This is a genomic window from Streptosporangium sp. NPDC050855, assembly GCF_044456585.1.
In the GTDB taxonomy this organism is placed as follows: domain Bacteria; phylum Actinomycetota; class Actinomycetes; order Streptosporangiales; family Streptosporangiaceae; genus Streptosporangium; species Streptosporangium longisporum.
Genome location: NZ_JBITFY010000007.1, coordinates 261,869 through 287,278, shown reverse-complemented (window position 1 = coordinate 287,278; position 25,410 = coordinate 261,869). Strand labels below are relative to the sequence as shown.

Below are 25,410 nucleotides of genomic sequence, written 5' to 3'. Positions count from 1 at the left end.
GTCCCACCTCACCTCTACGCGATGTATACGCCACCGTATAAACGGGGTTACCCTCATTTTATACGGTGGCGTATATGTGAATGGAGACCGTGAGATGGTCGTCGGCAGTGTCATGGGGACGCGTGACGTCCCCGCATCCGTCCGAGCTCTCAGCTCGTTACCCGATTTCAACTATGCCGACCACTTCGTCCTGGCCACGACCGTGGAGGCGACGCCGGAGCGCTGGGCCCGGGCGATGTTCGGCGACGTCCCCGATGCCACCGAGCTGCTGATCTGGCGCGGCTTCCTCGGTCTCCGGCTCGACCGGAGGCGGTCGCCGGACACGGTGGCCGGATGGCGGATCGGCGGGCGCGGCGACGACTGGGTCCGGCTCGAGGCCGCCTCCTGGTTCCTGAGCGGCAACCTTCTCGTACGGGTGGCCGACGGCGGGGTGTCGCTGGCGACCTTCGTGCGCTACGACCTGCCCCTGGGCCGGGTCGTGTGGCCCCCGCTGTCCGCCGTCCATCGCCTGCTGGCCCCCGGGTTGCTCCGCGACGCGGCCGCGAAGGTGGCGGCGGCGGAGAGAGGCGACCGCGAACCACGACCGTGATCCGTCCGGGAGTCGACCAGAACCGTCCTGGAGTCGTCCTGGAGTCGTCCTGGAGTCGTCCTGGAGTCGTCCGGGACCGTGCGGGACCGTGCGGGACCGTGCGGGGGAGGGGGTTCCCGGCCTGGTGCCGGTCACCTCGCAGGGCGGGCCCGTTCGATGCCGGTCGTCCCTGGGGCGGGCTCCGGCCGTCGCCGGTCCCTTCGGCGATCGGAATCGATGTACAGGACTTCCTGAATTCAGGATTCCATGTACCATGCGGTCATGCTGACGCTCGCCCCCGAGATCGAGGTGCTCGTACGGTTCGGACGCGCGCTGGCCGATCCGATCCGCTGCCGCATCCTGCTGGCCCTGCGCCAGGCCCCCGCCCACCCGGCCGAGCTGGCCGAGGTGCTGGGCATCTCCCGCACCCGCCTGTCCAACCACCTGGCCTGCCTGCGCGACTGCGGCCTGGTCGTGGCCGTCCCCGTGGGCCGGCGCACCCGCTACGAGCTGGCCGACGCCCGGCTCGGCCACGCCCTGGACGACCTGCGCACCGCCGTCGTCGCGGTGGCCGCCGACGCCGAGCGCACCTGCGCCGACGCCGGGCGGCAGGGCTGCTGCTGATGGCCACCCTCTCCCTCGGCCCCGCCCCGGCCCGCCGCGCCGTGCTGACCCGGCGCATCCGGCTGCTGGTGGCCGCGACCATCACCTACAACGTCGTCGAGGCGGCCGTCGCCATCACCGCCGGCACCCTGGCCTCGTCGTCCGCGCTGATCGGCTTCGGCCTGGACTCCGTCGTGGAGGTCGCCTCGGCCACCGCGGTGGCCTGGCAGTTCTCCGCCGCGGACCACGAGAGGCGGGAGAGGGCCGCGCTGCGCGTCATCGCGCTCTCGTTCTTCGCGCTGGCCGCCTACGTCGGCGTCGAGGCCGTCCGGGCCCTGCTCGGCGCCGACCAGGCCGGGCACTCCACACCCGGGCTGATCCTGGCCGCGCTCAGCCTGGCGATCATGCCGCTGCTGTCGTACGCCCAGCGCCGGGCCGGTCGCGAACTCGGGTCGCTCTCGGCGGTGGCCGACTCCCGGCAGACGCTGCTGTGCACCTACCTGTCGGCGGTCCTGCTGGTGGGCCTGGCCGCCAACAGCCTGTTCGGCTGGTGGTGGGCGGATCCGGTCGCGGCCCTGGTGATCGCGGCCGTGGCGGTCAAGGAAGGCCGCGAGGCCTGGCGCGGGGACGCCTGCTGCGGCCCGGCCGCCGGGCGGGCGGGCGGATCGTCACCGGCCTGTGGTCGCTGACGGTGCCGGTCCAGGGTGCCGGTCCAGGGTGCCGGTCCAGGGTGCCGGTCCGGGGTGTCGGTCTGTCGGTCCGGGGTGCCGGCCCGGGTGCCGGACGAGCGTCGAAGGATGCCCGGGGCCCTGACCTCGACGCGATCCTCAGGTGCGATGGGAAAAGGACCTATCCCATCATGATTGCCATGGAGTTCGCCTTTCCCCTCCGGAATCTGCGACGGTATCGTGGTGGCTCGTGACGACGTTCCGGATCGACGAGGCCGCGTGACGGCCGGGCGTCTCGCCCGATGGGCGCTCGCGGCACCGCTCGCCCTCGCCCTGGCCGCCGGTGCGGCGGGCTGCGGCGCCGGTGACCCGGCCGCCCCCTCGGGGGACGGTGCCACGACGCTGACGGTGTTCGCCGCCGCGTCGCTGACCGGGACGTTCACCGAGCTGGGCAGGGCCTTCGAGGCCGCGCACCCGGGGACGACGGTGCGCTTCAACTTCGGTTCCAGTGCCACCCTCGCCCAGCAGGTCGTCCAGGGCGCCCCGGCCGACGTCTTCGCCGCCGCCAGCCCGGCCACGATGAAGACCGTCACCGACGCCTCGCCGACCGCCGCGCCCCCGGTCACGTTCGCGCGCAACCGCCTGCAGATCGCCGTCCCCGCCGATGATCCGGCCGGGGTCGACGAGCTGGCGGACCTCGCCGACCCGAAGGTGAAGGTCGCCCTGTGCGCCGAGCAGGTGCCCTGCGGAGCCGCCGCGGCCAAGGTCCTGGACGCCGCCGGTCTCACGGTCACCCCGGTCACCCTGGAACAGGACGTCAAGGCCACCCTGACCAAGGTCGAGCTCGGCGAGGTCGACGCCGCCCTGGTCTACAGGACCGACGTCCTGGCGGCCGCGGGCAGGGTCAGGGGCATCGACTTCCCCGGGGCGGGGAAAGCGGTCAACGACTATCCGGTCGCCGCGCTCTCCTCCGCGGCCGCTCCCGAGGCGGCCGGGCGGTTCGTCGACCTGGTGCTGTCGCGACAGGGCCGGGACGTGCTGACGAAAGCCGGTTTCCAGGTCCCCTGAGACACGAGGCCGGGGACGGGCTCCCGCGTCCCGGCGACACGTCATGCCCCCGTACCAGGGGCGGGGCACGGCCGGTTCCGCGGGCGTCGTCAAACCGTAGGTGATCGTTCGTTCACGCCTTCACCGCCGATGTGTCGGGGTCGGAAGCATGGGTAGGCGAACCCGTCACAGCCGCCCGTCAGGGCGGGGGAGCGAGAGAAAGGAGCGACCATGTCCACCGCACGAGAGATCATGACCGCGGGCGCCGAATGCGTGCAGGCCGAGGAGACCGTACTTGAGGCGGCCGAGAAGATGGCCCGTCTGGACGTCGGCTCGTTGCCGATCTGCGGCTCCGACGACCGTCTCCAGGGCATGCTCACCGACCGGGACATCGTGGTGAAGGTGCTCGCCAAGGGCAAGGACCCCAAGAGCTGTCTGGCCGGCGAGCTGGGCGAGGGCAAGCCCGTCACCATCGGTGCCGACGACGACGCCCGGGAGATCCTGCGCACGATGGCCTCGCACAAGGTGCGCCGCCTGCCGGTGATCGACGGTCACACGCTCATCGGGATGGTGGCGCTGGCCGACGTGGCCCGTGCCCTGCCGGACGCGCCGGTCGGCGACCTCCTCGACGCGCTGACCAGCGACTGACGCTCACCGGCGACTGCCCGGCGCGCCGGGGCGGTGGGCGACCGCCGCCCGGCCAGCGACCGGCCGCCTCGGGCGGCTCCACCGTGACGGTGGAGCCGCCCGACGCGCGTCCGAGGCCGGCTCCCTCCGGGCGGACGGGTCCCCTCCGGGCGGACCGGTTCCCTCCGGGCGGAGGGGGGGCACGGTCCCCGCGCGCGGCCCGGAGCGCGGGGGCCGAGGGAGATCCCGTCCGGATGCCGGTCCCCGCGGGGCGGGGACCGGGTCTCACCCTCGCTGGCCGGTCGTGGCGATGCCCTGCAGGAAGTACCGCTGACCCAGGAAGAAGATCGCGATCAGCGGCAGCGTGGTGATCACGCTGGCGGCCAGCACGATCTCCCACTTGGGGTCGCCCCCCTGGTAGAACTGGTCGACCACCGCCTTCAACCCTCTCGGCAGCGTGTAGAGCGCCGGGTCCTGCAGGTAGATCAGCGGTTTCATCAGGTCGAACCAGCTCGCCTTGAGCTCGAAGACGAACGCGATGATCAGCGCCGGCCGCGACAGGGGGAGCGCGATCCGCCAGAACAGGTCCAGGTACGAGGCGCCGTCCACGCGCGCCGCCTCGAAGACGTACCGGGGCACGCCCAGCAGGAACTGGCGCAGCAGGAAGATGTAGAACGCCGAGCCGAACAGGTTGGCCGCCCAGAGCGGCACCTGCGTGCCGGTCAGCCCCACCGAGTTCCAGATCAGGTACGTCGGGACCAGCGTGACCGCGCCGGGCAGCATCATCGTGCCCAGCACGCTCGCGAACAGCAGGCCCCGGCCGGGGAAGCGGAAGTAGGCGAAGCCGAACGCGACGAACGCGCTCGACAGCGTCACCGCCAGGGCGGCGACGACGCCCACGACCAGGGTGTTCACCAGCCACGTCAGCATCGGCGCGGCGTCCCAGACCGAGATGTAGTTCTCCGGCTGGAACGGCGACGGCCAGGGCAGGAACGGGTCGCTGAACGTCCGGTCGCGCGGTTTCAGCGACGCCGAGACCAGCCAGACGAACGGGTAGATCAGGATCGCCGAGGCGACGGCCAGCACGATCAGGAAGAAGATCCTCCGGGTCGGCCTGCCGGCGTCGTCGGGCGCCGGCGCGGCCGGCTCGGCTGCGGGGGGCGCCTGTTGCAGGGTGGTCATCGGCTGCGCTCCTCGGCCTCGTAGTACACCAGCCGGTTGCCCACCTTCACCTGGATCAGCGTGATGATCGCGATGACCAGGAACAGCACCCAGGCCAGCGCGGAGGCGTAACCCATGTGCAGGTACTGGAAGGCCTGCTGGAAAAGGTAGATCACGTAGAACAGGGCGGCGTCGCCCGAGGAGTTCTGGGCCTGCGTGTTGCCGAAGTACATCGTGTAGACCTGGTCGAACATCTGCAGCGAGGCGATCGTGTTGACGATCACCACGAAGAACAGCGCCCCGCCGATCATCGGCAGGGTGATCGACCGGAACCGCTGCCACGTGCTCGCCCCGTCGATCATCGCGGCCTCGCTCAGCTCCGCCGGGACGTTGCGCAACGCGGCGAACAGGATGATGGTGGTGGAGCCGAGGTTCCACAGCGACATCAGCACGATGCCCGCCAGCATCCAGTCCGGGTCACTGGTCCACTGCGGCCCCTGCACCCCGAACAGGGCCAGGAACTGGTTGACCATGCCCACCTGGCCGTTCAGCAGGAACAGGAAGAGCACGCCCACGGCGACGTGGGGGGTCATGGACGGCAGGTAGAAGATCGTCCGGAAGACCCCGGCCGCCCGGCCGGTGATGCGGTTCAGGATCAGCGCCAGCCCCAGGGCCAGCGCGATCGAGAGCGGGACGTGCAGCACGGTGTAGAACAGGGTGTTGCCGATGGCGCGTATGACCTTGGGGTCCTGCGCCATCGTGGCGTAGTTGTCCAGGCCGGTGAACCGCGGCGGGCTGATCAGGTCGTAGTCGGTGAACGACAGCACCAGGCTGGCGACCATCGGCCCGAGCTGGAAGAGCAGCAGGCCGACCACCCAGGGCAGCACGAAGACGTACGCCCAGCGCGTCTCCGGGCGGGAGAGCGCGGCTTTCAAGGCCGGCCCCCCGCGGGCGTGCCCGGACGGCGGCTCACGGCTGCGCCTCGTCGATGGCCTTCTGCGCCTTGGCGTCCGCCTCCGCCAGGGCCTGGGCCGCTTTCTGCCGCCCCTGCAGCACGTTCGTGCCCGCGTCCTGCCAGGCGGTGTTGAACTCGGCGGCGGCGGCCGACTGCGGAACCACGAAACCGGCCTCCTGCACGGCGCGGATGGTCTTCACGGCGTCGTCGTAGGCCTTCTTGCCGCTGGGCTTGACCACCTCGGAGAAGATCACCTCATCGGCCTTGGCGTTGCCGGTGTAGGTGCCGATGTTGACCTTCCCCTCCTTGGCGCGCTTGTCCGCGCGGGCGCGGGCCGCCGCGACCCAGGTGTCGGCCGCGGTCATCGTCTTGATCCACGAGCAGGCCGCGTCCGCGTTGCGCGCGCCCTTGGGGATGACCCAGGCGTTGCCGCCCACCATGTTCACGGGCTTGCCCTGACGGTCCTTGAACGGCACCACCGTGATGTCCGCGTCCGGGGTGACCCCGGCCATCGCGCTGATCACGAACTGCTCGGTGAGCATCGCGCCGATCTGGTCCTTGGCGAACGGGTTGCCCTCCCCGAAGTAGTCGAACGTGTCGGTGAAGGCCTTGAGCTTCTTCCACCCGCCCTGCGACTCCACCAGGCCGGTGGCGTACTCCAGCGCCTCGCCGACCTTCGGGTCGTCCAGGTTGACGGTACGGCCGTCCTCGCTGAGCAGGTCCGCGCCGTTGGCCTTGGCCCACAGCGGCAGGAACTCCGGCAGCTTGGGGTAGAAGCCGAAGCGCTCGATCTTGCCGTCCTCGATCCGGGTCATCTTCTTCGCGAGCCGGGCCAGCCCGTCCCAGTCGGAGGTGTCGATGCTCGCCGGGTCGACCCCGGCGTCACGCGCGGCCTTGTTGTTCACCAGCAGGACGATCGAGTTGTAGAACTCGGGGATGGCGTACCACTTGTCGGCGAAGCGCACCTGCCGCTGCGCGGCCGGGTAGAAGTCGTCGGTCGCGATCGACTGGCCGCTGATGCAGGAGTCCAGCGGCTGGATGGCCCCGCGGGCGGCGTACCCGCCGATCCGGTCGCGGCCCAGGTAGACCACGTCCGGCGGGTTGCCCGAGGCCACCGCCGACAGGAACGCCTGCTCGTTGAACTGGCCCTGGTTGATCGTCACGTTGACCTTGGGGTACGCCTTCTTGAAGGCGTCCACCCGTACCGTGGCGATCTCGTCGGGAAGACCGAACCCCATGGTGGTCAGGGACGACGCCCCGGAACCACTGCTCCCCTCGGCAGGTCCCTTGTTCGCCCCGACCCCTCCGCACGCGGCCAGAGAACCGGCCAGCATCGCCGCCGCGGCCACACGCCCTGCTCGTGAAACAGGCATCTTCGCCCTCTTCCTGAAAGTGAGTGCGCTCCGTCTTCCCCCTAAACGAGAAACAAACAAGTACATGTCACTCCTTTTGCCGACCGGACCTGCGGACCGGCGGCAGGACGGCCGTCCGGCCCGCAGAAGTGATGATCCGGACCATCTCACAGTCCGGACGGGGCCGGAAGCCTCGGCGGCCGGGCCCTCAGGCGGGCCGCACGGACCAGGACGGCTCGTCCTCCAGGTCGACGGTCACCTCCACCGCCCGCTCGCCGTCGCTCACCCGGTAGGACAGGGCGGTGTTGGTCAGAGCGGTGACCGTGGTGCGGGCCCTGGCCAGCCAGGGGCGTTCCCGCCGGAAGGCGATCAGCTCCCGGTGCAGCCGGTGGACCTCCTCGCCGCCGGGCGACAGGGCGGGCAGCAGGGACGGGTCGTCGGGGAAGGCCGGGCGGATCGCGTCGTCACCGCCCGCGCGCTCCTCCTTGACGCCCCGCATGCCCCGCTCGTCGCCGGCGTAGACCGACGGCACACCGCCGACCGTGAACAGGACCGCCAGGGCGGCCCCGAGGCGGCGGGGGTCGTCGAGCCTGCTGGCGATGCGCGTCACGTCGTGGTTGCCGACGAACGTCAGCGGCGCGAACGTCTCCAGGAAGGTGTTGTGCCGGTCCAGCGCCCAGGCCAGCTCGAAGAGGTTGCGGTCGTTGAGGGAGCTCCAGATCGCCTTCCACAGCTCGTACTGGGTGACGGAGTCGAGGCCGCCCTTCTCCACGAACGCGGCGTAGTCGCCGTGGATGACCTCGCCCACCAGCCACGCGTCCGGGAAGCGCGGGCGCAGCCGGTCGGTGATCTTCCGCCAGAACTCCACCGGCACGGCGTAGGCCGCGTCCAGCCGCCATCCGGCGATGCCGCGCTCCAGCCAGTACGCCATGACGCCGGCGACGTGGTCGACGACCTCGGGATTGCCGTGGTCGAGCTCGGCGAGCCGGTCGTGGCCCTCGAACGTGCCGCCGCTCAGCCAGCCCGGCGACGCTGCGAAACTCCGGCCCACGTGGTTGAAGACCCCGTCGAGCAGCACGCCGAGCCCCCGGGAGGAGGCCGCGCCGACGAGCGCGACCAGGTCGGCCTCGGTGCCCAGGCGCCGGTCGACGCGGAAGTGGTCGACGGTGTCGTAGCCGTGGGTCTCGGAGGCGAAGACCGGCCCCAGGGCCAGCCCGTCGCAACCGAGATCGGCCGCGTGGTCCAGCCACCGCTCCAGCCTCGCCAGCCGGGGCACCGGGGCCGCGGACGCGGGCAGCGCCTCGGCCTCGGCTCCCAGGAAGCCGAGGGGATATACGTGCCACCAGATCATGGTGTTACCTCCGTCGGTGAGTTCATCCTCCCTATCAGCTCCGGTACCGGCCGGCACCACCGGGCACGCCATGTCACCTGCCCCCGAAGGGGACGGGGTGATGTGTGGGTGGTTTGGCGTACCTTGCCGGTGATGGCATGCTCTTTCGCGGAAGACGTCGCGCGGGGTGGCGCGCTCCCCGGCCGCGGACCGCGGGGCACGGGACCCGCCGGGCGGATCCCATCGGATCCGGGCGGGTGCGCGCCGGGGGAGGAGCACGATGGCCGGCACGGCGTTGCGGCCCGGAGATCCCACCGACCTCGGTCCGTACGCGATCGAGGCCAGGCTCGGCGAGGGCGGGCAGGGTGCGGTCTACCTCGCCCGCGACCCGGGTGGTGAGCACGTCGCGATCAAGATGCTGCACCCGAGGTTCGCCGCCGACCCGGTCGCGCGGGCCCGCTTCCAGCGGGAGATCAGCGTCGCGCGGCAGATCGCCGAGTTCTGCACCGCCCGGGTGCTGGACGCGGGGGAGAGCGGCGACCACCTGTACGTGGTGAGCGAGTTCATCGAGGGACCGTCGCTGCAGCAGGCCGTCGAGAACGAGGGACCGCGCGACGGCGCCGCCCTGCAGCGCATCGCGATCAGCACCGCCACCGCGCTCGTCGCCATCCACCAGGCCGGCATCGTGCACCGGGACCTCAAGCCGGCCAACGTGCTGCTCGGCCGCGACGGCCCGCGCGTCATCGACTTCGGCATCTCCAAGGCGCTCGACGCCACGCTCGCCCAGACCAGCGGCGCGGTCGGGACCCCCACCTACATGTCGCCCGAGCAGATCCACGGCCGGCCGGCCGCCGCTCCCTCGGACGTCTTCAGCTGGGCCGTGACGATGGTGTTCGCCGCCACCGGCCGCCCGGCGTTCGGCCAGGACAGCATTCCGGCCGTGCTGCACCGCATCCTCACCGCAGAGCCCGACCTGTCGGAGGTCCCTGAGGGACTGCGGCCGCTGCTGGCGGCCTGCCTGGCCAAGGCGCCCGCCGACCGGCCGGTTGCCTCGGACCTGCTGTTCCGGCTGATCCGCCAGCCCTCCCCGGGCACCGGGCCGTCCGCCGTGGCCTCCCCGTCGCCCGCTCCGGACACGACGCTCCCGGCCCCGAAGGCCGCACCGCCCTCGCGGAACGTCGCGCCTCCGCAGGCCGGCCCGTCCCCGCAGGGCACCCCGCCCCCGTCCGGCCCGCCGTCCCGGCCGTTCCCGCACCCCGCTCCGGACGCGCCGTTCCCGCCCGGTCCCGCGCAGTCCGCACCGGCCCCGTCCGGGCCGTTCCCGCAGCCCTCGCATGCCGGGGTCTCCCCGCTCGAACCGGGCGCCGGCCCCCGGGAGTGGAGGCCCCCGGGTGATCCCGGTGCGGGGTCCCCGGAGACGACCGCGCCGGGCGGGTCGGGCAGGCCGGGCGGTCCGGGCGGTCCGGCACGGTCACGCCCGTGGCTGATCGGGGCCGCCGTCGCCGTCTCGGCGGCCGTGGTCTCGGCCGCCGGGATCTTCGTGCTCCCGCCCCTGATGGCCGGGACCGGGGAGAAAGCCGCCGATCCCACCCCGGTGGTGCTGTCCGGCTCCCCGGACGGCACCGTCTCCGCCTCCGGCACCCCCTCGCCGGACGGTTCCTCCTCGCCGGACGCCTCCCCGTCCGCCGACGCCTCACCCTCTCCCGTCGGGTCCGCGTCCCCCGCGGCCACCCCCACCACCATCACCGGGGACTGGAAGAGCGCCCCCGTCGGCGGCCCGCTGCGCGGCCACCGCGACGACGTGGGAACGGTGCAGGTCGCCCGGGTGGACGGCGAGCCGGTGATCGTCTCCGGCGCCAACGACCGCACCGTCCGGCTGTGGGACCTGGCCACCCGCAAGCCGCTGGCCACGCTCACCGGGCACACCGACTGGGTGCGGTCCGTCGCGGTCACCGAGCTGGACGGCAGAGCGGTCGCGGTGTCGGCCGGTGACGACGGGACCCTGCGCCGCTGGGACCTGGCGAGCCGCAAGGCGATCGGCAGGCCCGTCGCCACCGGTGGCAGCGTCTTCTCGGTCACCGTGGCCGACCTCGACGGCGAGCCCGTCGCGGTGACCGGCGGCCGGAACGGGAACCTGCGCGTGTGGAACCTGAGGACCGGGGCCGCGATCGGCAAGACCCGCCGCGCCTCCACCGCGCCCGTGTTCGGCCTGGCGGCCGCCGTGCTCGACGGAGAGCCCGTGGTGTTCACCGGGGGCGGCGACGGGACGGTGCGCCGCTGGCCGCTGCGCGGCGGGGCCGGTGAGACGATCCTCGTCCAGCGCGGACAGGTCTCGGCCGTCACCACGGCCGAGCTGGACGGCAGGCTCGTGGTGCTCTCCGCGGGCGGCGCGCAGGAGATCCACATCGACGACGCGGCCGGGGGCGGTGAGGCGCGCCCGCCGATCCTGAGCCACACCGGCTGGGTCTACTCCCTGGCCGTCGGCCGGGTGGGCTCGCTCACCGTCGTGGTCTCCGGCAGCAACGACTCCACCGCGCGGGTCCACGACCTGGACACCGGGGAGCGCGCGGGCAAGGCGTTCAAGGACCACGACCACAACGTGTTCGGCGCCGCGGTGGCCGACCTGAAGGGACGCCCCGTCGCGGTCACCGCCGGAGGCGACGACACCGTCCGGGTCTGGCGCCTGGGCTGACCCGCCGGACCGGCCGGACGGTGTCCAGGTCGGGCCGGTCCGGGCCGGGCGGACCGGCCCGGGTCGATCCACCCCGGCCCGGGGACGGCCCGGGGTGGATCAGCGGTGAAGGGTCTACTTCAGGTACGGCCCGGCGGCACCGATCCTGCCGGGGGCCGGGTTGCCGGGCAGGGAGAGGACGTACGCCCTCAGGTTGCCCTTGCCGCCGGGTGCGATCGTCAGCGTCCCGCCGGTGACGACCCTGGTGTCACCGGTGACCGCGTCGACGTAGGTGCCGTTCGGGATGCCGGTGAACGTGGCCCCGCCGGAGACCGAGACCAGCACGAAGCTGTCCACCGCCCCCTGCGTGAAGCGGCGCTTGAAGGCCATGTCGCCCGAGACGCCCTCGATGGAGTACTGGCCCTTCTGCAGCGCAGGGATCGCCCGCCGGATCCGGTTGAGCCGCTGCACGTGCCTGACCAGCGGCTTGTCCAGGGTCTGCGCCACCGCGCCGGTGGCGCCGGAGACGGTGCCGAAGTCCGGGGCGATGACCGACCCGGCCAGGTGGCCGCCGTAGTAGGCGCGGCCGGTGGTGGCGAGCGGGCAGGTCGGCCCGCAGTCGATCCTCTTGCCCCTCTGGAACTCGATCTCCGAGCCGTAGTAGAGCGTCGGGATGCCGCGGAAGGTCCACATCAGGCTCATGTTCTCGGCCCAGGCGTCGGTGCCGCCGTCGAAGCGGACCGAGGACTTGTTGGGGCCGTAGTCGTGGGAGTCGACGTAGACGGTGTTGAAGGTGGCGTCGTTGTAGCCGTCGTCGGAGTCCTTGCCGTTGTGGAAGGCGTTGGAGGCCTCGCCGAAGTTCATGTGCATCCGCATGTCGATCACGTTCATGCCGGAGAAGGCACTGTGGTCGGGCGCGTGGTAGGCGTTGCCGTTCAGCGTGGCGTTGGTGCTGACGGGCTGGTTCCCGGTGCCCATCAGGTTCTCGTGGTCGTACTGCTCGATGGCCGCCTTGACGTCGTCGGCGCTGTACTGCTTTCGCTCCTTCCAGGTGTAGAACTGCGCCGAGTGGTTGACCGAGCCGCGGTTCCACTTGTCGTGCACGAACGCGGCGACCTCGCCGAAGACGTAGAAGTCCTTGGCCTTGGCCGCGCCGAACCTCGCGGTGGCGTGCGCGCGGATCGCGGGCAGGAACCGCCGGTTCCAGGTGACCCGGGGGACGTGCACGGCGGTGTCGACACGGAAACCGTCCACGCCCATGTCGATGTACCTGTTGTAGACGTCGATCAGGTAGTCCTGGACGACCTTGCTCTCGGTGTTGAAGTCGGCCAGGTCCTCGTGCAGCCAGCAGCTGCGCGAGTCCTCGCCCTCCCAGTTGCCGATCCAGCAGTTGTGAAAATAGGTCGCCGGGAACATGCCCGAGGTGGGGCTCGGCCACTGGCAGTTGTAGACCCGGTACCCTTCGGCGCTCTGGCCACCGGTCGGGACGCCCCAGTCGCGGCAGGTGTTGCCCGCCGGCTCGGCCGTCGACCACAGGTCGCCGTTGTGGTACGACTTCCCGGAGACCGGCTCCACGCTCCTGCCGTCGTAGGTGAAGCCCGGGGCGGGCTGGTCGTAGTACCAGCTCCACTGGGCGTCGCGCACCCCGTAGACCTTGGGGGTGAACAGGCCCTTGGCGCCCCAGCGGGAGCTGTGGTTGTAGACCACGTCCTGGTAGATCTTGATGCCCTTGGCGTGGGCGGCGTTTATCAGGTCCTGGTACGAGGCGCCCTCGGACTCCAGCCGGGCGTCGACGCGGTGGAAGTCCCAGCCGTGGTAGCCGTGGAAGTCGTAGTCGGACCGGTTCAGCACGACCGGGGTGATCCACAGCGCGGAGAACCCGAGCCCCTTGACGTAGTCGAGCTTGTCGATCAGTCCCTTGAAGTCGCCGCGGAACATCGGGTCGTCGTTCGCGGCGTTGCCGGACTTCACGTGCTGGCTGCCGCCCCGGTTGTTGGCCGGGTCGCCGTCGGCGAACCGGGCGGTCATCACGAAGTAGATCGAGTCCTCGCGGGGGTCGCCGCCGAGCGGGGTGCCGCCCGCCGGTTGCGCGGGCCCGCGGCCGGTGGTGGCGGTGGCCGCCGCGCTCGCCGGTGAGACGTTCCCGGCGGCGTCCCTGGCCTGGACGGTGTAGCGGTAGGCGGTGTTCTCGGCCAGGCCGGTGTCGGAGTGCGCGGTGGCCGTGACGCCGGTGACGTCGGTGACCTTCGTTCCGCCGGTGCCGCCGGTGCGAGTGATCCGGTAGCCGGTCACCCCGACGTCGTCGGTGGCGGCGTCCCAGGCGATCGCGATCGAGGTGCCGTTCGCGATGGCGGTGAGGCCGGCCGGTGCGGTGGGGGCGACGGTGTCGGGGCCCTGGGGGGCGCACGGGTTCGCCGCGTTCGCGGTCACGACACGGTCCCTGACCGTGCTGACGCCGGTGCCGAGGACGTAGTCGGCGCCGCCGTTGTTGTCCCAGGTGCCGGAGCCGTTGTTGAAGGCGGCCCTGAGGCCGGTCGCCGAGCCCAGGTCGATCGTCCTCTTCTTCCAGCCGGCGCAGGCGGTCTCGCCCATAGGGACGCCGGGGACGGTGGTCCAGGAGCCGCCGGTGGGCCGGTAGTGGACGTTGGCGGTGTTCCAGCCGGTCGCGTAGTAGACGGTGGCGCTGCCGGCCGCCGAGGCGGCGGGGATCGCGGCGAGCAGGGGGACGAGGACGAGCAGGGCGGTGACGAGCAGCCCCGCGGTGCGGTGGGCGGGTGAGCGCATGGGGTTCCTCTGATCGAGGGGCCGGAGAACGGCCCCGGGCACGCGAGGGTGCCCGGGGCGGTGGTCCGGGCGTGCGGAACGCCCGGGGCCGGGCCCCGGGCGCGGGGGAGCGCGCCCGGGGCGGGGCCGGCGGGGCGACGGGGTGGCCGTGCCCCGCCGGGATCAGAGGTCAGCGCCAGGAGTCGTTACGCGTCGCCGTACCGCCCGACGGGGTGGTGAAGGAGCGGTTGGGGTCGCTCTCCCAGATCACCGAGCCGTCGGAGTTCTTCTTGATGTACTTGTACGAGATCGCCGTGCCGCCCGGCAGGTTCACCGTGCCCTTCCAGACCGGGTACGAGGCCGACGACAGCGGAATCGCGTTCGCCGGGTTCCAGGCGCCCAGCGCGGGGACGTTGCCGACGACGAAGACGTTCTGGCCCCAGGTCGTGGTGGCGTTCGCGTTGAACGTGGTGGCGACCTGGCCGGGGTTGACGGTCGGGGTCACCGTCGGGGTCGGGCTCGGGCCGGGGCCCATGGCGCCGGTGTGGATGGCGACCGCGCCCCTGGCCGGGACGGTGACCGAGGCGGTGCCGCCGGAGGAGACGGTCACCGAGCCGCTGCCCGCCGCGTTGGCGTAGGTCCCCGCGGGCAGGCCGGTGGTGAAGGTGCGGGTGACGCTCGCGCCCTCGTTGTTGATCGCGACCCAGCCCTTGGTGCCGCGGCTGAAGGCGATCACGTTGTTGCCGTTGTCGTACCAGTTGGCGACCGGGGTGCCGTTGACGACGCGGTTGAAGCGGGCCATCCCGGTCATCTGGCGGTGGAAGCAGGTCCACTGCCCGTTGCCGCAGTTGGTGTCGGTGACGAAGCCACCGTTCGCCGAGGGCGGGCCGGCCTCGCTGTTGCCCCAGGCGAACCCGGAGTAGACCCGCGCGGCGCCGTACGGCCAGGCCAGCATGAAGACGTTGGCCAGCCGGTAGGCGTCGCCGTTCTTGTAGTTCATGGTCGAGCCGTTGCGCTCGGTGTCGTGGTTGTCGACGAAGACCACGGCCTTGTCGCCGGGCACCGACAGGCCCCAGCTCTGCCCGAACGACTGCAGGTTCTTGATCTGCCCGCCGCCGAACTGCTCCTTGAGCTTGCGGCCGTAGACGAACTCGTGGACGTCGCCGATCCCGGTGTACTGGCTCGGGGAGATCGCCTCCCCGTTGCCCTGGATGACCTCCTGGTGGATGTACGGCGACCCGGTGAGCCTGCTCTTGATCGCGGCCAGGTCGGCGGGGTTGATGTGCTTGGCGGCGTCGATCCGGAAGCCGTCCACGCCCAGCGAGGTCAGTTTGTTGAGGTATCCGGCGATCTGGTCGCGGACGTAGTTCGAGCCGGTGTTGAGGTCGGCCAGGCCGACCAGCTCGCAGTTCTGCACCCGCCCGGCGTCGTTGGTGTAGTCCGAGCCGTTGATCACGCAGGTGGGGGAGTGGAAGTCGGCCGCCGAGTACAGCCCCGGGTAGTCGTACTTGCCGAAGGTGTAGCCGCCGTAGCTGGTGCTGCCCTGGCCGGTCATGTGGTTGATGACGGCGTCGGCGTGCACCTTGACGCCCGCGGCGTGGCAGGCGTTGATCATGTTCTTGAACGCGGCCTCGTTGCCGAACTTGCTGGTGAGGGTGTAGCGGGCCGGCTGGTAGACGTCCCACCAGACCGTGCCCCCCTTGGACATCGAGTCGTTCGGCGGGGAGACCTGGACGGCGCCGAACCCGGCCGGGCCGAGCACGTCGGTGCACTCCTTGGCGACGGAGTTCCAGTTCCAGCTCCACAGCTTGACGATCGGGCCGGGGGTGGGCGGGGTCGCCTGGGCGGGGGCGCTCAGCACGGTGGGCACCAGGACGGTGGCTCCGGCCAGCGCGCTCAACGCCGTGGCAATGATGACTCGGTAGGGTTTCACGGGTGGGGGCCTCCAGATCAGTGGACGGGTTCCCTGGCCGGGCCGGGTGCTGCAACACCCGGCCCGGCGGGTCTTTCAGGTGGTCGCCCGCGGGCCGCCCGGAGACGTCCGGGGACGTCCGGCACGGCCCGGGGCGCCCGGGGGAGAAGGGGACGGGATCGGGGGAGGAAGGGACGGGGTCAGGGCCGGACGAAGACGGCCACCGTGCGTGGCGGGACCGTCACCGTGCCCGTCGCCGGGTCGAACGTCGACTGCTTCACGACGGCGTCGTCGCCGTTCGCCTGGACGGGGTGGAGCGTCACCTGGGCACCGGAGAGGGCGGCCACGGTCTGCGGCCGCGTCTCGGGGGTCGCGTTGAAGACGACGGTGATCGACTTCCAGCGCGGGTCGATGCCGGAGGAGTCCAGGTGCATGGTCACGACACCCGGGGTCTCCGAGGTGCCGCTCGTCGGGAAGGTAAGCCGCTTCTGCACCTCGGCCAGGCTGTCCAGGCCGAACACCGGGGAGGAGGAGCGGATCCTCAGCAGGTCGCCGTAGCGGGCGCGGGCCGCGCCGATCGCCGCGCAGTCCGGCTTGAGCGCCGGGTCGGCGAGCAGCGGCCTGGCGTAGGGCCACTTGTCCTCGTTGTCGGTCTTCGGGGGAAGGCCGGAGCCGAAGCCGTTGCCCGCCGAGCAGTCCCACAGCAGCCGGTTGAACCAGTCACCGGAGTCGAAGGAGTTGCGGTCGAGCGACTTGGAGCGGAGCCGCTCGCTGCCGGCGTGCACGAACGAGGTGCCCTGCCCGAGCACGGCCGTGGCCAGCGAGAGCGACTGCATCCGCACCCGGTCGGCCATGCCCGTCGCCTGCGGCAGCTTGTAGGCCAGCGCGTCGAAGAGCGTCTCGTTGTCGTGGGCGTCCACGTACGTGACGGCCTCGCCGGGGGAGGCGGTGTACCCGGCGGGTGAGCCGTTGTAGTCCACCTCCGAGCCCTTGACGCGCCGCCCGTCGGAGGCGGTGAAGGCGTAGTCGCGCAGGTTGCCGGTCAGCCCGACCTTGATCAGGTCCTGGTAGCGCAGCAGCCGGGCCCGCTGCGCGCCGGCGTCGCCGTTGGCGGGCGAGCCGTTGGGCGCCCCGGCCAGCCCCGAGCCGAAGCCCTGCACGCGGGGGTCGGCGTCGAACGGGCCGCCGCCGCGTACCGCGTCGCGCAGCCGGTCGTTGAAGGTGCCGATCCCGGTGCCGGCCATCCCGGCCTGGGTGGCCTGCTCGAAGCGGGCGTCGTCGGCGACCTCGCCGAAGTTCCAGCCCTCCCCGTACAGGATGATCGACTTTCCGTCGACGCCGTCGCGGGCGAGGGTGAGCCGGTCCAGGGCCTCGCGGACCGCGACCATGTTCGCCTTGGGGTGGTGGCCCATCAGGTCGAACCGGAAGCCGTCCACCCTGTACTCGCGGGCCCAGGTGACCACGGAGTCGACGACGAGCCTGCCCATCATGGCGTGCTCGGGCGCGGTGTTGGCGCAGCAGGTGGAGGTGGCCACGCTGCCGTCGTCGAGGAGCCGGTGGTAGTAGCCGGGCACGATGCGGTCCAGCACCGAGGTGGGGTCCTGGCCCGCGGCGTGGGTGTGGTTGTAGACCACGTCCATCACGACCCGCAGCCCGGCCCCGTTCAGCCCGCCGACCATCTCGCGGAACTCCCTGATCCGCGACGACCCCTCCGGGTCGGAGGCGTAGGAGCCCTCCGGCACGGTGTAGTGCAGCGGGTCGTAGCCCCAGTTGAAGGAGTCCTTCGCCGCCGTCCTCGCGACGCAGGCCTGCTGCTCTTCGGAGTCGGGGGCCATCGAGGCCAGGTCGCAGTCGGGTTCGGTCCGCTCCGACCTGCGCTCGGGGACGGTCGCGATGTCGAAGACCGGCAGCAGGTGCACGTGGGTCAGCCCGTCCTTCGCCAGGGCGCGCAGCTCCCTCATCCCCGCGGAGTCGCCGGTGAACGCGCCGTACGTGCCGCGCCTGGCGGCCGGGACGGTCGCGTCCGAGGCGGAGAAGTCGCGCACGTGCAGCTCGTACACGGACGCCCTGCTCTGGGGCACGGCCGGTGGCTTGGCCCGCGACGACCAGCCGTCGGGCCGCAGAGCCCGGTCGGACAGGTCGACGAGCTGGCTGCGGCCGGACCCGGCCGACAGCGACAGGCTGTAGGGGTCGGTCACCTCGTTGACGACGACCTTGCCCGCGGCGGGGGAGTGGACCGTCACCAGGAAGGTGTAGTAGCGGTCCTTCCAGCCGCGCTGCCCGCGCGCCGACCAGACGCCGGTGCGGTCGTCGCGCCGCATGGCGTGCACGGTGCGGGGCCCGCCCGAGGGGTCGCGGTACAGCGCCAGCTCGACCTTGTGGGCGGTCGGCGCCCAGACCGACAGCTCGGGCGTGCCGCCGCGCCAGGACGGTCCCAGGCCGGCACCGGCCGCCGCGGCGTACAGGTCGTCGAGCACGCCGGGCAGCTGCACGCCGGTGGCGGTCAGCAGGGCTCCGGAGACGTCGCGTTCGGCTGCCACGACCTGGCCGCGCACGGCCTCCCGCACCAGGTCGGTGTCGCGCGGGTCGACGGTGAACGCGGCGTGCCCGGTCAGGTGCGGCCATCTCGCCTTCTGCGCCTCGGTCAGCGCGCCGGGCGTCAGCCGGATCAGCTTGAGGTCACCGGTCAGGTCCCCCTCTGCGTAGGCGATGCCGCCCTTGCCGGAGAAGGCCAGGACATAGCGGTTCGACGGCGAGGAGTCGATCTTCCAGGCGACGGTGGAGCGGTCGATCCAGTGCGCCGAGGACTTCGACAGGTCGGCGTCGGCGCCGCGTGCCGCCGGCTGGGGCAGCAGATGGCCCTCGGTACCGGCGACCCGCCACACCTCGTGGCCGTCGGCGGCCAGGTTCAGCGCCTGGTTGTCGGGCAGGTCCTTGGTGTCGCCGTTGTGGATGATGTAGCTCACGTTCGCGGCCCCCTCGGTCAGGGGGACGCGGAAGTACACGCCGAAGGCGTCCCGGCCCGCGGGCCGAAGCGGCGCGGCCCACTCGGTGGGAGCCGCCACGTCCCCCCACAGGTGCAGTCCCCAGCCGTCATAGTTCCCGTCGGGCCGGTGGTAATGCAGGATCGCGACGTTCTCGGCCGCGGCGCGGGTCGGGTGGACCGTGGCCGAGCCCGACACGACGTGGGCGTCCGGCTGCGCGGCCGGGGTGAACGACTGGTCGGCTCCGGGGTCCTTGACGTCCCCCCTGTGCACGATGAAGTTCACCGGGAGCGACGCGTTCTTCAGCGGCACCCGCCAGAACGCGCCCGAGGCGTCGACGCCGTCCGCGGGCCTGGGCGCGGCCCACTCGGTGGGCACCCCGTCGGCGAGCCCGTCGCCCCACAGGTGCAGCCCCCAGCCGTCGTAGGCCTTGTCGGGGCGCGAGTAGTGGACGGTCGCGTACCCCTGCGCGGCGGCGCGGGAGGTGTGGGTCGCGGCCGACCCCTGCCTGAGCCAGACCTCGCCGTTCCTGGCGGGGTCGACGATCCGGTCGCCGCCGTCCTTCTCGTCGCCCTTGTGGACGATGATCCCGACGTTGGTGGCACCCGGCTTGAGCCTGATCCAGGCGAAGCGGCCGTAGTCGTCCTCACCGGTCAGCGGCAGCGGCGCGGCCCACTCGGTGGGGTTCTCCACGTCGCCCCACACGTGCAGGCCCCAGCCGTCCCCGTCGTCGCCGTCGTCGCCGTCGCCGTCCGCGCGCTGGTGGTGCACGACCAGCCAGTCGCGCTTCACCGTGCCGGGCTGCTCGGGGGCAGGCTCGGCGCCGACCGTGGCCGTCGCCGTCGCCGAGGCGAACCGTCCCGCGGAGTCCTTCACCACGGCCTTGTACGAGACCTTCGTGCCCGCCGCGAGACCCCGCAGGTCGTGGAAGACCCGGAAGACGCGGGAGGAGCCGCCGCCGGTCGCCGCCGCGTTGGGCGCGTCGTCGGTGCCGACGACCCTCCACGGGCCGTCGCCCGTCTTGGCGGCGAAGGTGACCTGGTCGAAGCCGGTGCCCGGCACGGTCGCGGTGACCGGGATCCGGCCGTCCTCGGCGGTGCCCCTGATCTCGGCGCCGGGCAGGGCGACCGAGACGGCCGGGGCCGTGGCCGGGGCGGCGAGCCTGGCCGAGGCCCGGTAGACCACCGCGGACAGGGCCGGGACGGTGAGTCCCAGCTTCGTGTCCGCGCCGGTGGTGAGCGCGGCCGGCCCTTCGCCGTACACGCGGGTGAAGGCGGCGCCCGCCGAGAAGGTGGGCACGGCCGCGGTCGCCGCCTGCTCGGCGTTGTTGACCGCGACCACGTACTCGACCTGCCTGCTCGCGTCGATCCTGGAGAAGGCGTAGACGCCGCCCGAGGCGAGCCGTTCGATCTGGGCGCCGTCGGCCAGGGCCGGGTGGGCGTCGCGCAGCCCGGCCAGGGCGGCGATGCCGCGGTAGAGCGGGTGGGAGGGGTCGTGGTTGTCGCGCGCGTGGGTGGCGCCGGTGCCGATGAGGTCGTCGTCGAGGTAGTCGGCGGCCTTGGTCGGGAACAGCGGCGCGCGGGCGTCCTGGTCGCCGCCCGAGCCGGTGAAGCCCTGCTCGTCGCCGTAGTAGACGACGGGCTGGCCGCGGGTGAGGTACATCAGCTCGTGGGCGAGCAGGTCCCTGCGCAGCAGCTCGGCGTCGGACGCACCGGGGTTGTCCTGGGCGACGAAGCGGCCGATGCGGCCCATGTCGTGGTTGCCGAGGAAGGTCGGCAGCGACGAGGCGTTGCCGTCGGCGTCGGTGTGGTGGTCGTCCCCGGCGTACAGCCTGGCCAGCCTGGTCGCGTCCGCGGTGCCGCCGACGAAGGAGCGGGCGGCCTCCTGGAACGGGAAGTCCAGGGTGGCGTTCATGCCGCCGCGGGTGGAGTAGCGGCTGGTGAAGGCCGGCTCGCCCGAGTAGACCTCGCCGAACATGAAGAACCGCTTGTTGCCGTGCTGGGCGGCGTAGCCGCGCAGGGCCGGGGAGAACCGCTCCCAGAACTCCATGTTCACGTGCTTGGCGGTGTCGATGCGGAAGCCGTCGAGGCCGGTGTCGCGCACCCAGGTCCGGTAGATGTCGATCATGCCCTTGACGACCTCGGGCCGCTCGGTCCACAGGTCGTCGAGGCCGAAGAAGTCGCCGTACTGGTCGTTTTCACCGCTGAAGGTGGAGTCGCCCCGGTTGTGGTACATCGTCGGGTCGTTCAGCCAGGAGGGCGTCTTGACCCTCTTCGGCGCGACCGGCGTGTACGGGAACGAGCCGGTGTCCACCTCGGGGAAGGTGTCCTTGCCGGCGTGGTCGCGGTCGTCGAACGGCCTGCCGTCGGTGTCGACGTAGGGGTAGGCGCCCTTGGAGCGGTAGGAGTAGGTCTTCTCGGCGTAGTCGATGACGTCGGCCGTGTGGTTGGTGATGATGTCGAAGAAGACCTTCATCCCGCGCCGGTGGGCCTCGCGCACCAGCTCCTTCATCTGGGCGTTGGTGCCCAGGTGCGGGTCGATCCTGGTGAAGTCGGTGATCCAGTAGCCGTGGTAGCCGGCCGAGACGTTCGCGCCGGTGCCCTGCACGGGACGGTTCGCGAACGCGGGGGTGATCCAGATCGCGGTGCTGCCCAGCTTCTTGATGTAGTCGAGCCCGCCGAGCAGGCCCTTGAGGTCGCCGCCCTGGTAGAACCCCTTGTGGGCGGGGTCGAAGCCGGTGGCGAGCCGGTCGCCGGACAGGCCGCCGGTGTCGTTGCGGGTGTCGCCGTTGGCGAACCGGTCGGTCATCGCGAAGTAGAAGCGCTCGCGGCTCAGGTCGGCGCGCAGCGCGTCCCGGGCCAGCTCCCTGTCGGAGGGCTCGGCATCGCGGCTCAGCGGCGAGACCACGGGCGCGGAGATCCGCACCCGTGAGGAACCCGATGACAGGGCCGGCGGGGACGCCGGGGACGCCGGGGACGCCGACGACGGGGCGGACGCGGGGGAGGCGGACGCGGCGGCGGGGGGCGGGGTGGCGGCGAGGGGGGTGATCAGGGCTGTCACGAGCGCGACGCTCGCCAGCGAGGTCGTTCTCGCGCGCCGTGGGGGGAGTGGCCAGACCACGGGGGCCTCCACGGAGGTTGTTTCGGAGGTATTGCCCGGAAGTTACTCATTGGGACACGTCTGTGCAATCCCTTGCGGCAATTTTCTGAATATCCGGTAAGCCGACGGTGCCGGAAGGGAGATGCGCCGTCCCTGCAAACCGTACAAATAGGATTTATGGGTATTTGACGGTCAATACGGGTGTGTGGATTTGTGGGATGGATCGGTGGATCATCGGCTTGGGGAGGCATTTGTAACGACTTTGCAGACTCTTGCAGAAACTTCTTCCACTCAGGTTCACGTCGGCGTAACGTCCGGCGTACTCCAGAACCGGCCGGACGGCTCCGTTCGATCCCGTTCGATGTCATTCGATGTCCGGCCACCCCCTTGAACCTGAGGAGAGAACATGCGGCGAGCCTTCTCGGCTGCGACGATCGTCGCGGCCCTCGCCCTGGCGGTCTCCGCCTGCGGTGGCGGTGAGGCCGCCCCGGCGGCCCCCGCCCAGTCCGCGGCGGCCGACCCGTCGAAGATCAGCGGTGAGATCACCTGGTGGGACACGGTCCGGCCGGACAGCGAGGGGCCGACGTTCCAGGCGCTCATCAAGGAGTTCCAGGCGAAGTACCCCAATATCAAGGTCAAGTACGTCAACGTCCCCTCCGACCAGGCGCAGAACCAGTTCCAGACCGCGGCCCAGGCCGGCGCCGGGGCGCCCGACGTGATCCGCTCCGAGGTGGCCTGGACCTCCCAGTTCGCCTCGCTCGGCTACCTGCAGCCGCTGGACGGCACCCGCGCCGTCGAGAACGAGTCCGACTTCCTGCCCGGCCCGCTGAGCAGCACCAAGTACCAGGGCAAGACGTACGCGGTGCCGCAGGTGACCGACACCCTGGCGCTGCTGTACAACAAGAAGCTGCTGGCCGAGGCCGGGCACGAGAAGGCCCCCACCACCGTCGAGGAGCTCAAGCAGGTCGCGCTCGACGTCAAGAAGAAGACCGGCGTCAACGGCCTGGCCCTCAACGTCGACTCCTACTTCCTGCTGCCCTTCATGTACGGCGAGGGCGGTGACCTGCTCGACGTGGAGAACAAGAAGATCACCGTCAACTCCCCGGCCAACGTCAAGGCCATGGCCACCGTCGCCGACCTGGTCACCTCCGGCGCCGCGCCCAAGCCCGCCATCCAGGACAGCTACGCCAACGCGATGACCGCCCTCAAGGACGGCAAGGCCGCGATGATCTACAACGGCCCGTGGGCGCTGGCCGAGATCTACCAGGGCAAGGAGTTCAAGGACAAGGAGAACCTGGGCATCGCCCCGGTCCCGGCCGGCTCGGTCAAGGCCGGCGCCCCCACCGGCGGCTGGAACCTGGCGATCTACGCGGGCTCCCCCAAGCTGGACGCCGCCTACGAGTTCGTCCGCTTCATGAGCACCCCCGAGGCCCAGGCCAAGGTCGCCAAGGAGATCAGCCTCCTGCCGACCCGGACCTCCGCCTACGAGAACCCCGACGTGCAGGGCAACAAGGACGTCGCCGTCTTCAAGCCGATCATGGACACCGCGGCCCCCCGGCCGTGGATCCCCGAGGGCGGCCAGCTCTTCCAGCCGCTGCTGGAGGGCTACCAGTCGCTGGTCGGCGGCAAGACGACCCCCGAGGAGATGCTCAAGAAGGTCGACGGCCAGTACCGCGGCATCTTCAAGGACTGGAGCTGAGCCGTGGCGCTCTCGACTGGACGTGTGAGCAGCACGACCAGGGACCGGGCCGCGGGCGCCGACGGCGCCCGCGGCCGGGGCCGCCGGTCCGGCGGTGGTGGCGGCCCGTTCCGGCGGGCGATGGGCAGGCACTGGTACGCCCTGGCCATGGTCGCCCCGGTGATCCTGGTCACCGGCCTGCTGATCGGCTGGCCGCTGGCCCGTGGCGTGTACCTGTCGCTGACCGACGCCACCGAGGCCAACATCGGCCGCACGATCGGCGTCAACGTCATCCCCTCCACCTACGAGTTCGTGGGCCTCGAGAACTACGTCGGGATCCTGACCAGCTCCCTGTTCTGGGACAAGCTGACCTGGACGGTCATCTGGACCGTCGCCTGCGTGGCGCTGCACTACGGCCTGGGCCTGGGACTGGCCCTGCTGCTCAACCGGCGCCTGCGGTTCCGCTCGGCCTACCGGCTGCTGCTCATCCTGCCGTGGGCCATCCCCGGGTTCGTCTCCGCGTTCATCTGGCGCTACCTGTACAACAGCGACTTCGGCGTGATCAACGCGATGCTCAGGGCCGCCGGCCTGGGCGCGGTCGGCTGGCTCGACGACCCGACCACGGCGAAGATCGCGGTCATCGCGGTCAACGTGTGGATGGGCGTGCCGTTCATGATGGTCGCCATGCTGGGCGGGCTCCAGTCGATCCCCGGTGAGCTCTACGAGGCCGCCGAGGTGGACGGCGCCACGCCGTGGCAGCGCTTCCGCTTCATCACCCTGCCCGGCCTGAGCACGGTGTCGAGCACCGTGGTCCTGCTGGGCACGATCTGGACGTTCAACATGTTCCCGGTGATCTACCTGATCAGCGGGGGCGGGCCCGGCAGCTCCACCGAGATCCTGGTCACCTACGCCTTCCGTGAGGCCTTCACCGGCGTCCGCAACTACTCCAACTCCGCGGCCTGGGGAGTGATCATCCTCCTGCTCCTCGTCGTGCTGGCCGTGGTCTACCGGCGCTCGCTGCGCAAGCAAGGGGAGGTCTGGTGAGCACCGTGAGCACCGCCGGCACCACCGGCACCGCTGGCGACACCGCACGCACCGCCGGCCCGGCCCGGCGCGCCCGGGGACGGGGAGATCGCGGCCTGGGCGGTTCCGTCCTGCTGCACGCGACCTTGCTCGCCGCGGTCGCCGTCTCGCTCTTCCCGATCGTGTGGCTGGTCCTGACCTCGCTCAAGCCGCGCAACGGCTGGCTCTCCAGCGAGCTGGAGATCTTCAACCAGCCCTCGCTGGACAACTACACCCGGGTGCTGACCGAGACGCAGTTCCCGACCTGGCTGCTCAACTCGGTGATCGTCGCCGCCCTGACCACCGTCATCGGCGTCTTCCTGGCCTCCACCACCGGGTACGCGATCAGCCGCTTCCGCTTCCCCGGCTACCGCGGGGTCATGTGGATGCTGCTCGTCACCCAGATGTTCCCGGTGGCGATCCTCATCGTCCCGCTCTACAACCTGATGGCCGGCCTGAGACTGCTCAACCAGATCCCCGGCCTGGTCATCGCCTACATGACCGTGGCGGTCCCGTTCTGCGCGTGGATGATGAAGAGCTACTTCGACTCCATCCCGCGCGAGATCGACCAGGCGGGGATGGTCGACGGCCTGACCCCGTTCGGCACCTTCTGGCGGGTCATCCTGCCGCTGGCCAGGCCCAGCCTGGCGGTCACCGCGTTCTACTCCTTCATGACCGCCTGGGGTGAGGTCGCCTACGCGACCGTCTTCATGTCCCAGGAGGAGAAGCGCACGCTCGGCATCGGCCTGCAGCAGTTCGTCGGCCAGCACTGGTCGGACTGGGGACTGCTCACCGCCTCGGCGGTGCTGATCGCGGTGCCCGCGGCGGTCGTCTTCCTGCTGGTCCAGCGGCACCTGGTCGCCGGGCTCACCAGCGGCGCCACGAAGGCGTAACACTCCCGTGCTATCACGTCCTGACATGTCATTTGAT

General features: G+C 71.4%; 16 protein-coding genes. 9 read left to right on the top strand and 7 right to left on the bottom strand.

Annotation, left to right across the window (positions count from 1 at the left end; genetic code table 11):
- Nucleotides 1–94 precede the first annotated feature (94 nt).
- The 5 genes from ACIBCT_RS16915 to ACIBCT_RS16895 all read left to right on the top strand — a co-directional run bounded on the left by ACIBCT_RS16915 (nt 95) and on the right by ACIBCT_RS16895 (nt 3,534).
- The gene (locus ACIBCT_RS16915) at nt 95–589 is read left to right on the top strand and encodes a hypothetical protein (protein WP_399189357.1); all 495 of its coding nucleotides are present in this window, start codon (nt 95–97) and stop codon (nt 587–589) included.
- Nucleotides 590–850: 261 nt separating this feature from the next.
- Nucleotides 851–1,192, top strand: a complete 342-nt coding sequence (locus tag ACIBCT_RS16910) for an ArsR/SmtB family transcription factor (protein WP_399189355.1) — start codon at nt 851–853, stop codon at nt 1,190–1,192.
- On the top strand, nt 1,192–1,860 hold the full coding sequence (locus tag ACIBCT_RS16905) for a cation transporter (protein WP_399189353.1): 669 nt from the start codon (nt 1,192–1,194) through the stop codon (nt 1,858–1,860). The genes ACIBCT_RS16910 and ACIBCT_RS16905 overlap by 1 nt, the downstream gene beginning before the upstream one ends.
- 258 nt (nt 1,861–2,118) lie before the next feature.
- Nucleotides 2,119–2,907 (top strand): molybdate ABC transporter substrate-binding protein, encoded by a 789-nt coding sequence (gene modA, locus ACIBCT_RS16900; RefSeq protein ID WP_399189351.1) that lies wholly within the window; start codon nt 2,119–2,121, stop codon nt 2,905–2,907.
- A 210-nt stretch (nt 2,908–3,117) separates the two neighbouring features.
- The gene (locus ACIBCT_RS16895; RefSeq protein WP_344908231.1) at nt 3,118–3,534 is read left to right on the top strand and encodes a CBS domain-containing protein; all 417 of its coding nucleotides are present in this window, start codon (nt 3,118–3,120) and stop codon (nt 3,532–3,534) included.
- 264 nt (nt 3,535–3,798) lie between these two features.
- Here the strand turns inward: ACIBCT_RS16895 and ACIBCT_RS16890 are convergent, their stop codons facing one another.
- The 4 genes from ACIBCT_RS16890 to ACIBCT_RS16875 all read right to left on the bottom strand — a co-directional run bounded on the left by ACIBCT_RS16890 (nt 3,799) and on the right by ACIBCT_RS16875 (nt 8,332).
- Nucleotides 3,799–4,695 carry a carbohydrate ABC transporter permease gene (locus ACIBCT_RS16890; RefSeq protein WP_399189349.1) on the bottom strand — a complete coding sequence of 299 codons (897 nt, stop codon included), beginning with the start codon at nt 4,693–4,695 and terminating at the stop codon, nt 3,799–3,801.
- On the bottom strand, nt 4,692–5,609 hold the full coding sequence (locus ACIBCT_RS16885) for a carbohydrate ABC transporter permease (RefSeq protein ID WP_399189347.1): 918 nt from the start codon (nt 5,607–5,609) through the stop codon (nt 4,692–4,694). Before ACIBCT_RS16885 ends, ACIBCT_RS16890 begins: the two co-directional genes overlap by 4 nt.
- A 34-nt stretch (nt 5,610–5,643) precedes the next feature.
- Nucleotides 5,644–7,002, bottom strand: coding sequence for an ABC transporter substrate-binding protein (locus ACIBCT_RS16880; RefSeq protein ID WP_399189345.1), 1,359 nt, complete (start codon nt 7,000–7,002; stop codon nt 5,644–5,646).
- 187 nt (nt 7,003–7,189) lie between these two features.
- A complete protein-coding gene (locus ACIBCT_RS16875) occupies nt 7,190–8,332 on the bottom strand; it encodes an alpha-amylase family glycosyl hydrolase (RefSeq protein WP_399189343.1) in 1,143 nt (380 codons plus the stop codon).
- 259 nt (nt 8,333–8,591) lie between these two features.
- On the opposite strand from ACIBCT_RS16875, the gene ACIBCT_RS16870 reads away from it, so the two are divergent.
- A complete protein-coding gene (locus tag ACIBCT_RS16870; protein ID WP_399189341.1) occupies nt 8,592–11,003 on the top strand; it encodes a protein kinase in 2,412 nt (803 codons plus the stop codon).
- Between the two features lie 114 nt (nt 11,004–11,117).
- On the opposite strand, the gene ACIBCT_RS16865 is transcribed toward ACIBCT_RS16870, so the two are convergent.
- The 3 genes from ACIBCT_RS16865 to pulA all read right to left on the bottom strand — a co-directional run bounded on the left by ACIBCT_RS16865 (nt 11,118) and on the right by pulA (nt 21,701).
- On the bottom strand, nt 11,118–13,766 hold the full coding sequence (locus ACIBCT_RS16865; RefSeq protein WP_399189339.1) for a carbohydrate binding domain-containing protein: 2,649 nt from the start codon (nt 13,764–13,766) through the stop codon (nt 11,118–11,120).
- A gap of 169 nt (nt 13,767–13,935) precedes the next feature.
- Nucleotides 13,936–15,678 (bottom strand): carbohydrate-binding module family 20 domain-containing protein, encoded by a 1,743-nt coding sequence (locus tag ACIBCT_RS16860; RefSeq protein ID WP_399189336.1) that lies wholly within the window; start codon nt 15,676–15,678, stop codon nt 13,936–13,938.
- 179 nt (nt 15,679–15,857) lie between these two features.
- Complete coding sequence (gene pulA, locus ACIBCT_RS16855) at nt 15,858–21,701, bottom strand: pullulanase-type alpha-1,6-glucosidase (RefSeq protein ID WP_399189334.1); 5,844 nt, start codon at nt 21,699–21,701, stop codon at nt 15,858–15,860.
- A gap of 445 nt (nt 21,702–22,146) precedes the next feature.
- On the opposite strand from pulA, the gene ACIBCT_RS16850 reads away from it, so the two are divergent.
- The 3 genes from ACIBCT_RS16850 to ACIBCT_RS16840 are packed head-to-tail and all read left to right on the top strand — an operon-like array spanning nt 22,147 to nt 25,373.
- Nucleotides 22,147–23,439, top strand: a complete 1,293-nt coding sequence (locus ACIBCT_RS16850) for an extracellular solute-binding protein (RefSeq protein ID WP_399189332.1) — start codon at nt 22,147–22,149, stop codon at nt 23,437–23,439.
- Nucleotides 23,440–23,463: 24 nt separating this feature from the next.
- Complete coding sequence (locus tag ACIBCT_RS16845) at nt 23,464–24,462, top strand: carbohydrate ABC transporter permease (protein ID WP_399189330.1); 999 nt, start codon at nt 23,464–23,466, stop codon at nt 24,460–24,462.
- Entirely contained in the window at nt 24,459–25,373 is a 915-nt protein-coding gene (locus ACIBCT_RS16840) for a sugar ABC transporter permease (protein ID WP_399189328.1), read from the top strand. Before ACIBCT_RS16845 ends, ACIBCT_RS16840 begins: the two co-directional genes overlap by 4 nt.
- The last annotated feature ends 37 nt before the right edge of the window (nt 25,374–25,410 follow it).